Origin of the sequence: Castellaniella hirudinis (assembly GCF_042651965.1) — a bacterium.
In the GTDB taxonomy this organism is placed as follows: domain Bacteria; phylum Pseudomonadota; class Gammaproteobacteria; order Burkholderiales; family Burkholderiaceae_B; genus Castellaniella; species Castellaniella hirudinis.
Genome location: NZ_JBHSDY010000002.1, coordinates 167,442 through 179,428, shown reverse-complemented (window position 1 = coordinate 179,428; position 11,987 = coordinate 167,442). Strand labels below are relative to the sequence as shown.

General features: G+C 70.0%; 9 protein-coding genes. 2 read left to right on the top strand and 7 right to left on the bottom strand.

Annotated features, from left to right (window positions below; translation table 11 throughout):
* Positions 1-37: 37 nt before the first annotated feature.
* Positions 38-490 carry a MaoC family dehydratase gene (locus ACFO0J_RS03085; protein WP_376811589.1) on the top strand — a complete coding sequence of 151 codons (453 nt, stop codon included), beginning with the start codon at positions 38-40 and terminating at the stop codon, positions 488-490.
* A 31-nt stretch (positions 491-521) separates the two neighbouring features.
* Here ACFO0J_RS03085 and purU read toward each other — a convergent pair whose 3' ends face one another.
* From purU to ACFO0J_RS03065, 4 genes are read right to left on the bottom strand one after another with little or no spacing between them, the layout of a single operon-like run.
* Complete coding sequence (gene purU, locus ACFO0J_RS03080) at positions 522-1,370, bottom strand: formyltetrahydrofolate deformylase (RefSeq protein WP_376811588.1); 849 nt, start codon at positions 1,368-1,370, stop codon at positions 522-524.
* A gap of 58 nt (positions 1,371-1,428) precedes the next feature.
* The gene (locus ACFO0J_RS03075) at positions 1,429-1,959 is read right to left on the bottom strand and encodes a flavin reductase family protein (RefSeq protein WP_376811587.1); all 531 of its coding nucleotides are present in this window, start codon (positions 1,957-1,959) and stop codon (positions 1,429-1,431) included.
* A gap of 6 nt (positions 1,960-1,965) precedes the next feature.
* Positions 1,966-2,598 carry a pyridoxamine 5'-phosphate oxidase gene (pdxH, locus tag ACFO0J_RS03070; RefSeq protein ID WP_376811586.1) on the bottom strand — a complete coding sequence of 211 codons (633 nt, stop codon included), beginning with the start codon at positions 2,596-2,598 and terminating at the stop codon, positions 1,966-1,968.
* Between the two features lie 36 nt (positions 2,599-2,634).
* Entirely contained in the window at positions 2,635-3,288 is a 654-nt protein-coding gene (locus ACFO0J_RS03065) for a gamma-glutamylcyclotransferase (protein ID WP_376811585.1), read from the bottom strand.
* 110 nt (positions 3,289-3,398) lie between these two features.
* Between ACFO0J_RS03065 and ACFO0J_RS03060 the strand changes: the two genes are divergently transcribed.
* Positions 3,399-4,286 (top strand): tRNA threonylcarbamoyladenosine dehydratase, encoded by an 888-nt coding sequence (locus ACFO0J_RS03060; protein ID WP_376811988.1) that lies wholly within the window; start codon positions 3,399-3,401, stop codon positions 4,284-4,286.
* On the opposite strand, the gene ACFO0J_RS03055 is transcribed toward ACFO0J_RS03060, so the two are convergent.
* Genes ACFO0J_RS03055 through uvrA form a run of 3 tightly spaced genes read right to left on the bottom strand, consistent with a single transcriptional unit; the run spans position 4,283 to position 11,873 of the window.
* Positions 4,283-5,071 (bottom strand): aminotransferase class IV, encoded by a 789-nt coding sequence (locus ACFO0J_RS03055; RefSeq protein ID WP_376811584.1) that lies wholly within the window; start codon positions 5,069-5,071, stop codon positions 4,283-4,285. The genes ACFO0J_RS03060 and ACFO0J_RS03055 overlap by 4 nt on opposite strands.
* On the bottom strand, positions 5,041-6,183 hold the full coding sequence (locus tag ACFO0J_RS03050; RefSeq protein ID WP_376811583.1) for an aminodeoxychorismate synthase component I: 1,143 nt from the start codon (positions 6,181-6,183) through the stop codon (positions 5,041-5,043). The genes ACFO0J_RS03055 and ACFO0J_RS03050 overlap by 31 nt, the downstream gene beginning before the upstream one ends.
* Complete coding sequence (gene uvrA, locus ACFO0J_RS03045; protein WP_376811582.1) at positions 6,183-11,873, bottom strand: excinuclease ABC subunit UvrA; 5,691 nt, start codon at positions 11,871-11,873, stop codon at positions 6,183-6,185. The genes ACFO0J_RS03050 and uvrA overlap by 1 nt, the downstream gene beginning before the upstream one ends.
* Positions 11,874-11,987: the final 114 nt, after the last annotated feature.

Sequence of the window (11,987 nt, the reverse complement as noted above, 5' to 3'; positions counted from 1 at the left end):
TGGGGGCATTTCTTTCCGCTTTCCGGAGCATTTTTCGATGAAATTCAAGGATTTCGAACCTGGCCTGGTGATTCATCACGGCCCGGTCACCGTGGACGAGGCCGAGATGCTGGCTTTTTCCCGCGCCTACGACCCCCAGTGGTTTCACACCGACGCCGAACGTGCGCGCGAGGGTCGCTGGGGCGGCCTGATCGCCAGCGGCTGGATGACCTGCGGGCTGGCCATGCGCATGGCCGTCGAGGCCGTCCTGCACGATTCCGAATGCTTTGCCTCGCCGGGCCTGGATCGCCTGCGCTGGATGCACCCGGTGCGCCCGGGCGACCGGCTGCGGCTGGAAGCGACGGTGGATTCCAAGCGCGTGTCGTCCACGCGCTCTGACCTGGGCATCATCCGTTGGACCTGGCGCCTGTTCAACCAGGACGAGGCCCAGGTGTTTGAGGTCGAAGTGACCAACTTGTTCGAGCTGGAAACGACGTCCGGCTCGGCTTGAGCCAGGCCGGGTCGCTTCGGGACGAGGCTCCCTAGCGAAACACCACCGTGCGGTGGCCGTTCAGCAGGATGCGGTGCTCGACGTGCCAGCGCACCGCGCGCGACAGCACCACGGATTCGATGTCGCTGCCGATGTGCGTCAGATCCGCCGGACCCATGGCGTGGTCGACGCGTTCGATGTCCTGCTCGATGATGGGGCCTTCGTCCAGGTCCTCGGTCACGTAGTGCGCCGTCGCCCCGATCAGCTTCACGCCGCGCGCATGCGCCTGGTAATAGGGCCGCGCGCCCTTGAAGCCGGGCAGGAAACTGTGATGGATGTTGATGGCGCGGCCTTCCAGGGCGCGGCACAGCGCCGGCGACAGGATCTGCATATAGCGCGCCAGCACCACCAGGTCGACCTGTTCGCGCTCGATCAGGTCCAGGATCTGCGCTTCTTGCGCGGCGCGTGTGTCCGCCGTCACGGGCAGATGATGGAAGGGCAGGCCGTGGGATGCGGCCAGCGCGCGGAAATCCGCATGATTCGACACCACGCCGGCCACTTCGGCAGGCATCTGCCCGCCGCTCACCCGGAACAGCAGGTCGTTCAGGCAATGCCCCTGGCGGCTGACCAGCACCAGCAGGCGGGTCTTGCGGGCCGCGTCGTGGAACTTGTATTGCATTTCAAAGCGCTCGGCGATGCCGGCGAAATCGGCCGCCAGGGACTCGACCGGCTCGGCGGCCGGCAGGGCGAAATGCACGCGCAGGAAGAAGCGTGACGAATCCGGGTCGCCGAATTGTTGAGCATGCACGATATTGCCGTGATGCGTCAGCAGCCAGCCGCTGACGGTATGGACGATGCCCATGCGGTCGGGGCAGGAAAGAGTCAGGATGTAGTCGTGCATGATGGGTGTCGGGGCAGCGCGGGGTCGGCCCGGGCTGCGGTCAGGGGCGGGTCGGGCTTCAGTTGCGGGACAGCGGTTCACTGCCGGGGGTCAGTTCGAAGTCGCCCGCGTGATAGATCAGCGGCGACAGCAACTGGCGGTGGCAGTGTTCCACCTGGCCGACGAAGATGGTGTGGTCGCCGGCCTCATGGCGCTGGGTGTTGTGGCATTCGAACCAGGCGGCGCAGCGGGTGTCCGCCAGCATCAGCGTGCCGTTGGGCGCGTGATCCAGCTCCAGCCCGGCAAAACGTTCGTCTTGCGGCCCCTTGGCAAAGCGCCGGGCCAGATCGACCTGTCCGGCGGACAGCACGTGGATGACGTAGCGGTCCAGCGCCTTGAAGGCCGCCAGGGACGCGGCCGTGTGCGTCAGCGTCCACAGCACCATCGGCGGTTCCAGCGAGACCGAGCTGAAAGAACTGATCGTCAGCCCCAGCGGGGCGCCGGTGCCGGGATGCTGCGCCGTGACGACGGTGACGCCGGTCGGAAACCGGCCCAGGGCCGAGCGGAAGAACAGGGCCGGGAAATCGGCGGACTTGGGGGGAGAGCGCATGGGGCTTCAGGGGGCGATGCGGTCGAGCGCCCAGTCGCCTTCGGCGTCGCGCGCGTAGACCAGGCGGTCGTGCAGGCGGGAAGGCCGGCCCTGCCAGAATTCGACGCGGGTCGCCTGCAGCCGGTAGCCGCCCCAATGCGGCGGGCGGGCCGGATCGTCGCCCAGCGTGCGGCTCAGTTCGGCGACGCGTTCGGCCAGGGCTTCGTGGGTCATGGGCCGGCTCTGGGGCGAGGCCCAGGCGCCGATGCGCGAACCCAGCGGGCGGCTGGCGTAGTAGGCGTCGGACTCTTCCGCCGAGACGGGGCTGACGGGACCTTCGATGCGGACCTGGCGTTCCAGTTCCGGCCAGAAGAACAGCAGCGCCGCCTGAGGGTTGGCGCTCAGCTCCGAGCCCTTGCGGGACTGGTAGTTGGTGTAGAACACAAAACCCTGGGCGTCGAAGCCTTTCAGCAGCACGATGCGCGCCGAGGGGCGGCCGGCCACGTCCGCCGTCGCCAGCGTCATCGCGGTCGGCTCGCGTACCTCGCTGTGCAGGGCCTGCTGGAACCACTGGTCGAACTGGGCGTAGGGGTCGGCGGCCGCGGCGGATTCGAGCAGTTCGAATTTCTGGTAGGTCTGGCGGATATCGGCGATGGACATGGTGTTTCGGTCGAAAAAGGCGTCAAGGAAAGCGTATCAAAGGGGGCGGCGCAGCGCCTGCGCAATGGTGCGCAGGCGGTGGTCGGTGATGTCGGCGGCCTCCAGGGCGTCGGCGGTTTGCAGCACGTATTCGGTGCAGGGGCCGTAGCGTCCGCGCCCCTGGCGCACGATGGCGACGATCTCGTCGACGGACAGGCCCGTCACGTAGCCCTCGTCGCGGCGGTCCATGGTGAAGACCAGGCCGGAGACCGGACCGGCTGCGGTCTGGCAGTTCAGCCAACGCGGCACGTAGGACGCGCTGGGCATTTCTCGCTGCCACAGAGGCAGCAGAATGTCGTAGGCCCGGGCGGCGGCGATGCGGTAGACGGTGCCTTCGCAGGAGCCGCCCAGATCCAGGCCGAAGACCAGGCCGGGCTGCTCCGGGGTGCCGCGATTGATGCGCGACCACAGGCACAGGGCGCGGTGATAGCCGTGGATGCGCGCGCGGCGGGCTTCCAGATGATCGAATTCCGGCCGCCAGATCAGGGACCCGTAGCCGAACACCCATAGGTCGGAATGGCCGTCCCAGTGTTGCAGGTGCTGTTTGATGGATGCCCGGTGCCAGGCCGTGTCTCGCAAGTGAAAGGCTTCCGGCGGGGGCGGAAGCTGGCTGGCGCGGGCGGCGGGCATGTTCACGGGGGTGGGCGGCATGGATGGAGAAGAGACTGGCCTATTGTAGAGGACTGTAGCGGACTTGCTGGGGGACGTCCCTGGCTAAAATGGAGGATTCCTTTTCTCCACGCGTTTTCCGCGCCGCCGTGATGCACGATCCCTTGCTTGCCGATTCCACCGATGCCGCCGCCGAGACGGACGCCGCGCGCCGTTTTGGCGGTCTGGATCGCCTGTATGGCGAGGGCGCCCGTCTGGCGTTGGCGGACCTGCGCGTGATCGTGGCCGGCATCGGCGGCGTGGGCGCCTGGTGCGCGGAAGCCCTGGCCCGTTCGGGCGTGGGGGCGCTGACGCTGGTGGATCTGGACCATGTGGCCGAATCCAACATCAACCGCCAGGTCCACGCCCTGGGCAGCACGCTGGGGCAGGCCAAGGTCGCCGCGATGGCGGACCGTATCCGCGACATCAACCCCGGCTGCTGCGTCGAATGCGTCGATGACTTCATCGGTCCGGACAATGTGGACGCGATCCTGTCGGGGCCGCCCGGCGTGCTGCTGGATTGCACCGACCAGGTGGCGGCCAAGATCGCCATGATCCTGCGCGCCCGCGCGGCGGGCTGGCCGGTGCTGGTGTGCGGCGGTGCAGGCGGCAAAACGGACCCGCTGGCCTTGCGGGCCGGGGATCTGTCCGTCGTGACGCACGACGCGCTGCTGGGCCGGGTGCGCCAGGAACTGCGCCAGCGCCACGGCTACCCCAAGGGCGGGGCGGCGGGCGGCAAGCCGCGCCACCGCGTGCCGCGCATGGGGGTGCACTGCCTGTGGTTCGATCAGCCGGTGGTGTTGCCTTCGGCCTGGGCGCGCGGGGCGGCGCCGGCGGGGGGCACGGCTGACGCGGCGGCGGACCAGGGTTCCGTCACGCCCATTGCCGCGCCGCAAGGCCTGTCCTGCGCAGGCTATGGCTCGGCCGTGGCGATCACCGCCACCATGGGCATGGCGGCGGCCGATTGGGCCTTGCGCCAGGGGCTGGCGGCGGGGCGTTAGCTCAATCGCGCGTCCAGACAACCGCGCAAGGCGTTCGACACCTGCAACGCCGTGGCCTGACGCAGGTCGGCCGGACTGAGCCGGGCTTCGCGCGCGGCGCCTGCGTCCAGCAAGGCCTGGCGGCGCACGCCGGGCAGCAGGCCGCTGGCCAGGGGCGGAGTCAGCCAGGCGCCGTCCACGTCCCGGACGTAGATCGTGCTGCGGCTGCCTTCGCACACGTCTCCGGCGGTGTTGCAGAAAATCAGGTCGAAATACTCGGGACGGGCGTGCAGCCATGCCTGCGCCGCCGCGAATCGGGGGCGGTGGGTGGTCTTGTGCCGCAGCCAGGGATCGCGTGCGTCCAGCACGGCATCCGGCCCCAGAACGTCCGCCGCCCAGGCGAGACGGACCGGTTCGGCGGTCGGCGGCAGGGGGGCGGACTCCAGGGACAAGCGGCCGTCGGCGGCCAGCAGCAGGCGCAGGCGTTGCGGCGCGCTGGCGGGGGGCGTGTCCGTGTCGGGGCGCGAGACGGCCGCTTCGCCCGCATCCAGGTCCCGGATCCGCCCGGCCATCCAGCCCTCCAGCGTGGCGGCATCCAGCGGATAGCCCAGGGCCTGGGCCGAAGCCAGCAGCCGCGCCCGATGTCCGGGCCAGAGCGCGATGCGGCCTTGTTCCAGGCGCAGGGTTTCGATGAGATCGGGCGCGAGGCGCCGGATCTCGGCGGCGGGGGGCGCGGGCGGGGCCGAACCGGGCTGCCCGGCTGGACCGGCCCGGCTCACTCCGGATTCAGGACGCGGGCTTTCCACAGGCATTCCTCCCATTCTTCGTCGGCCTGGGAATCGTAGACGATGCCGCCGCCTACGCCGAACCCGGCCCGGCCGCCGCGCAGTTCGATGGTGCGGATGGCGACGTTGAGGGAGAAGTCCCCGTCCGGCGCCAGCCAGCCCGCACTGCCGCAATAAATGCCGCGCCGGCGCGCTTCCAGCGACCGGATGGCCTGCATGGCGGCGATCTTCGGCGCCCCGGTGATGGAGCCGCAGGGGAACAGGGCGCGCATCACTTCGGCCAGCGGCACGTCCGGCGCCTCGGCCTCGACGGTCGAGGTCAAGGTCCAGACCGAGGGATAGGCCTCCAGGCTGAACAGGGCCGGCACGTGCACGCTGCCGGGCACGGCGATGCGGCCCAGGTCGTTGCGCAGCAGGTCCACGATCATCAGGTTTTCCGCGCGATTCTTGGCGCTGCGCTGCAGCGCCTCGGCGGCCTGCCGGTCCCAGGCCGGATCGGCGTGGCGCGGGGCGGTGCCCTTCATCGGCCGCACGCGCAGGCGCGCGCCTTCGCGGGCGACGAACAGCTCGGGCGACAGCGACAGGATCCAGCGTTCGCCGTCCTGGATGCAGGCGGCGTGGGCCACGGGATGGCGTTCGGCCAGATAGCCGTAGACCTGCGCGGGGTCCAGGCCCGGCGGCCAGTCCAGGTGCAGCGGCAGGGTGTAGTTGATCTGGTAGTAGTCGCCCCGGGCGATGCCGGCGCGGATGGCCTCGATGGCCTGCGCGTGGCGTTCGCGGGATGTGCCCGGCTGCGGATTCGGCCGCCATGGCCGGCCTTGGGCGTCGGCCAGGCCGTCCGCCGCATCCGTCCCCGCGCAGGGCCCCCACTCGCCCCGGGCATGCACCAGCGCTGTCAGGCGGGGCAGGGCGTCGCGCGCCCCGTCACCGGCCGCGCCGGCAGCCTCCGGTTCCAGCCACTCGCCCAACTCGTAGTCCAGCAGCAGGGCGACCCAATGGCCCGCCTGCCGGGCGGCTTCGATGGCGTCCCAGGCGGCGGGCAGGTCCTCCCGGCGGTGGACGGCGATCCGGTCCACCGGGTCCGACAGGCGCAGCGACCGGCCCGCCAGCCGGTCTTCGAACAGGCAGGACATCAGGACTCTCCGGCGCGGCGCGTGCCTCCGGAGGCCAGGAACTCCGCCAGGATCCGTCCCGTGTGCGTTTCGCCCGCGCAGAGTTTTTCGGGGCTGCCCTGGGCGACCACCCGGCCGCCCTGGTCGCCGCCCTCGGGGCCCAGGTCCACGATCCAGTCGGCTTCGGCGATCACGTCCAGATTGTGTTCGATGACGACCACCGTATGGCCGGCGTCCACCAGCCGGTGCAGCACGCGGATCAGCTTTTCCACGTCCGCCGTGGACAGGCCCACGGTGGGCTCGTCCAGCACGTACAGGGTGTGCGGCACGCGCGAGGCGCGGCCGGTCCGGATCACGCCTTCGTCCAGATGCGCCTTGGTCAGTTCGGTGACCAGCTTGATGCGCTGGGCCTCGCCGCCGGACAGCGTGGGCGAGGGCTGGCCCAGCGTCAGGTAGCCCAGGCCCACGTCCTGCATCAGTTGCAGCGCGCGGGCGATGCGGCGGTGGGCGGAGAACTGGCCGATGGCGTCATCGACTTCCATGCGCAGCACGTCGCCCGCGCTGCGGCCGTTCCATTGCACGCCCAGGGTTTCCTGGTTGAAGCGCGCGCCGTGGCAGGCGTCGCAAGGCACCTTCACGTCCGGCAGGAAACTCATTTCGATGGTGCGCATGCCCTGGCCTTCGCATTCCGGGCAGCGGCCGTCGCCGGTGTTGAAGGAAAAGCGCGAACCTGTCCAGCCGCGCAGCCGCGATTCACGCGTGCCCGCGTAGAGCTTGCGGATGTCGTCCCAGAAACCCACGTAGGTGGCCGGGCAGGAACGGGGCGTCTTGCCGATGGGGGTCTGGTCGACCTCCAGCACGCGGTCGATGGCTTCCCAGCCGTGGATCGTCCGGCAGCCTTGCCAGGGGCCGGTCTGGCGCTGGCCGACGCGGCGGGCCAGATTGTCCAGCAGCACGTCGCGCGCCAGCGTGGACTTGCCCGAGCCCGACACCCCGGTGACGACGTTCAGCCGTCCCAGCGGGATGCGCGCGTTGGCCTGGCGCAGGTTGTGCAGCGTGGCGTCCTCGATGTCCAGGCTGGGCGTGGCGGCGTCCACGGCGCGCCGGCCGTTCATGGGGTGGACCAGCGGTTCGCGCAGATAGCGCCCGGTGACCGAGGCCGGATTGCGGGTGATTTCCTCGACCGTGCCCTGGGCGACCACCATGCCGCCGCGCACCCCGGCGCCCGGGCCGATGTCGATCACGTGGCCGGCGCGGCGGATGGTGTCCTCGTCGTGTTCGACCACCACCAGGGTATTGCCGTTGCCTTCCAGGCGCGTCAGCGCGTCCAGCAGGATGCGGTTGTCGCGCGGGTGCAGGCCGATGGTGGGCTCGTCCAGCACGTAGCACACGCCCTGCAGGTTCGAGCCGAGCTGCGCGGCCAGGCGGATGCGCTGGGCCTCGCCGCCCGACAGGGTGGGGGCGGCGCGGTCCAGGGCCAGATAGCCCAGGCCCACGTCCATCATGAAGTTCAGGCGGCCGCGGATTTCGGTGAGGATGTCGCGGGCGATCTCGGCCTCGCGGCCCTGGGCGCCCAGGCCCAGGAAGAAGCGCTGGGCGTCGCTGACGGGCATCGAGGCCAGTTCGGCGATCGAGCGGTCGCGCCAGCGGAAGGCCCGCGCCACGCGGTTCAGACGCTGGCCCTGGCATTGGGAGCAGGGCTGCGGCAGGCCGGTGGCCTCGTCCAGCCAGACGGATTCCTCGCCGGTCTGATCCTCGGTGAAGCCGCTCAGTTGCAGGCCGGTGCCGAAGCAGCCCGGGCACCAGCCGTGGCGCGAGTTGTAGGAAAACAGGCGCGGATCGGGTTCCGGGAAGCTGGTGCCGCAGTTCGGGCAGGCGCGCTTGATGGAAAAAGTCAGCAGGCGCGGATCCGGCGCCAGGCCGGCGGCGCGGCGCGCTTCGAGGGACGACGGGCCGGGCGCGGTCAGGCCGGCCAGCACGCGGAAGCTGCCGTGGCCCAGCGCCAGCGCGGCGCGCACGGCCTCGCGCAGGCCGGCTTCGTCGCGCACGTCCACGATCAGGTCGCTGACGGGCAGTTCGATGGTGTGTTCCTGGTAGCGATCCAGGCGCGGCCAGGGGCTGACCGGGATGAATTCACCATCCACGCGCAGATGGGTGTGGCCGTGCGAGGCCGCCCATTTCGCCAGGTCGGTGTAATAGCCCTTGCGCGCCACCACCAGCGGCGCCAGCAGGCCGATGTGCTCGCCCGTGTGGTCGCGCAGCAGTTGCGCGACGATCTGCTCCGGCGTCTGCGGCGCCACGGGCACGTCGCAGTCCGGGCACATCTGGGTGCCCAGGCGCACGTACAGCAGGCGCAGGAAATGGTGGATCTCCGTCATGGTGGCGACGGTGGACTTGCGTCCGCCCCGGCTGGTGCGCTGCTCGATGGCGACTGTGGGCGGGATGCCGTAGATCGCGTCCACGTCCGGCTTGCCGGCCGGCTGCACGATGGCGCGCGCGTAGGCGTTCAGGGATTCCAGGTAGCGCCGCTGGCCCTCGTTGAACAGGATGTCGAAGGCCAGCGTGGACTTGCCCGAGCCCGACACCCCGGTGATGACCGTGAAGGCGTCGCGCGGGATATGCACGTCGATGCCCTTCAGATTGTGCTCGCGGGCGTTGAGGATGTGGATGTCGGGGCTGGCCGATGCCGACGGCAGGCGCGGGGCCGGCTCGTTCAGGACCAGTGCAGGGCTGTCGATCTGCTTCGCATAATCCGCCAGCGCCTGCCCCGTGTGCGAATCCGGATGGCGCATCAGCTCGTCCGGCGTGCCTTGGGCGATGATGCGGCCGCCCTGGTCGCCGCCTTCCGGCCCCAGGTCCACGATCCAGTCGGCGGCGCGGATCACGTCCAGATTGTGCTCGATGATCAGCAGCGAATGGCCGGCGGCCAGCAGCTTGCGGAAGGCCCGCATCAGGCGGGCGATGTCGTCGAAGTGCAGGCCGGTGGTGGGCTCGTCGAACAGCAGCAGGCTGCCCTTCAACGCCCCCTGGGGCGCGCGCGAACGCGCCGCCTCGGCCAGGTGTCCGGCCAGCTTTAGGCGCTGCGCCTCGCCGCCCGACAACGTGGGCACCGGCTGGCCCAGGCGCACGTATTCCAGGCCCACGTCGGCCAGGGGCGCCAGGCCCCACTGCACGTCGCGCAGGCCCTTGAAGAAGTCCAGCGCCTCGCTCACGGTCATGTCCAGGACCTCGTCGATCGAGGCGCTGCGGCCCAGGTGTTCGATGCGGACTTCCAGGACCTGGGGGCGGAAGCGGTGGCCGTCGCAGTCCGGGCAGCGCAGGTACACGTCCGACAGGAACTGCATTTCCACGTGTTCGAAGCCGGTGCCGCCGCAGCCGGGGCAGCGGCCGTCGCCGGTGTTGAAGCTGAAGGTGCCGGCCGTATAGCCGCGTTCCTGCGACAGCGCGGCGGCGGCGAACAGCTTGCGGATGGCGTCGAAGGCGCCGACGTAGCTGGCGGGGTTGGAGCGCGCCGTCTTGCCGATGGGCGTCTGGTCCACCATCACCACGTCGGCGATGCGTTCCGCGCCCAGCAGGGCGGCGTATTCGCCGGGGGCCTCGGTGGCGCGGCCCAGGCGCTTGAGCAGGGCGGGATAGAGCACGTCCTGCACCAGGGTGGACTTGCCCGAGCCGGACACGCCGGTCAGGCACACCAGCCGGCCCAGCGGCAGGGAAAAGTCCACGCCTTGCAGATTGTTGGCGCGGGCGCCTTGCAGCAGCAGGCGCGGGGTGTTGTCCTGCACCGGCAGGGGGCGCGGCGATTCGATGCGCATCCGGCCGCCGAAGTAGCGGCCCGTCAGTGTGTCGGCGACGGACAGTTCGGCCGGCGTGCCGTCGAAGACGATGTGCCCGCCGCGTTCGCCCGGCCCCGGACCGACGTCCAGGATGCGGTCGGCGGCGATCATGACCTGGGGATCGTGTTCCACCACCACCAGGGTGTTGCCGTGGTCGCGCAGCCGGTGCATGACCTGGACGATGCGGTGGATGTCGCGCGGGTGCAGGCCGATGGACGGCTCGTCCAGCACGAACAGCGTGTTCACCAGGGACGTGCCCAGCGCGGTGGTCAGGTTGATGCGCTGGACCTCGCCGCCCGACAGGGTGCGGCTCTGGCGGTCCAGCGACAGATAGCCCAGGCCGACGTCGCACAGAAAACGCAGGCGGGCGCGGACCTCGTCCAGCAGTTCGGTCAGGGCGTCGTCCAGCGAACGGCCGAGTTCGATGCGGTCGAACCAGTCGCGCACCCGCGAGAGGGGCAGGCGCATCAGATCGTGCAGGCCCAGGCCGGGCAGGGCGGCCAGTTGTTCGGGCGTCCAGTGGGCATGCACCGGCAGGAAACGGGCCGTGCCGGGGATCGGGGACTGGTCCCGGCCCAGGCGCCACAGCGTGGCGTCGGGCTTGAGCCGCGCGCCCTTGCAGTGGGGGCAGGGCGTGTAGCTGCGGTATTTCGACAGCAGCACGCGCACGTGCATCTTGTAGGCGCGCGATTCCAGCCAGTCGAAGAAACGTTGCGCGCCGTACCACTGGTGTTTCCAGGCGGACATCCCGCCCTTCCAGTCGGGCGCGCCGCCGATCACCCAGCCGCGTTCTGCGTCCGTCAGGTCGCGCCAGGGCACGTCCAGGCGCGCGCCCGCCTGGGGGGCGTAGCGTTCCATCTCGACCTGGCATTCCTTGTAGCTGGCGGTCTGCCAGGGCTTGATCGCGCCGTCGCGCAGGCTGCGGGTCTCGTCGGGCACCACTAGGCCGTAGTCGATGCCCATCACCCGGCCGAACCCCCGGCAGTGCTCGCAGGCGCCCAGCGGGGAATTGAAGGAAAAGGTGCTGGGCAGCGGCGTGCTGTAGTCGATGTCGCATTGCGCGCAGTGCAGGCCGGCGCTGAAGCGCCATTCTTCCTCGCCTTCGTCGAACAGGGCGTGGACGGCGAGTTTGCCGTTGCCTTGGCGCAGCGCCGTTTCCAGCGCTTCGTCCACCCGTGCGGACTCCGCATTGCCCAGGCGGAAGCGGTCCTGCACGACGTGCAGCACGCGCCGGCCGGGATCGCTTGCCTTGCGCTTGCCGGTGGATTTGCCGGCGGCTTTCACGGTCGTTTTTCCGGCGGCCGCATCGGCTCCGGGCGCGGGTTCGTCCTGGCGGTGGATGCGCGTGTAGCCCTGCTGCTCCAGGAAGCCGCGCACCTCGTCCTCGGTGAAATTGGCGGGCACCGAAACCGGGAAGGTGATCACCAGGCGGGGATCGCGGGCGGCGCACAGGCCGTCCAGTTGACGCCGGATGCCGGCCGGGTCGTCGGATATGACCGGCCGGGCGCAGTTGCGGCAAGGCAGGTGGCCGGCACGGGCGTAGAGCAGCTTCAGGTGGTCATTCAACTCCGTCATCGTGCCCACGGTGCTGCGCGAATTGCGCACCGGGTTGACCTGATCGATGGCGATGGCCGGCAGGATGCCTTCGATGCGGTCCACCTGGGGCTTGTCCATGCGGTCCAGGAATTGACGCGCATAGGGTGAAAAGGTCTCGACGTAGCGGCGCTGGCCTTCGGCGTACAGGGTGTCGAAGGCCAGCGAGCTTTTGCCGGACCCGGACACGCCGGTCACCACCAGAAGTTCTCCGGTGCGGATCGTCAGATCCAGGTTTTTCAGGTTGTTCTGGCGGGCGCCGAAGATGCGGATAGGTGCGTTCATCCCACCATCATAATCCGGCGCGTCGCGTCGTTGCGATGCGGGGAACAGGGACTTTTCGCCGGGACCGCAGCCCGGCCCGGGGAAGTCGTCCGGCTTGATCCGCGTCAGAGATTC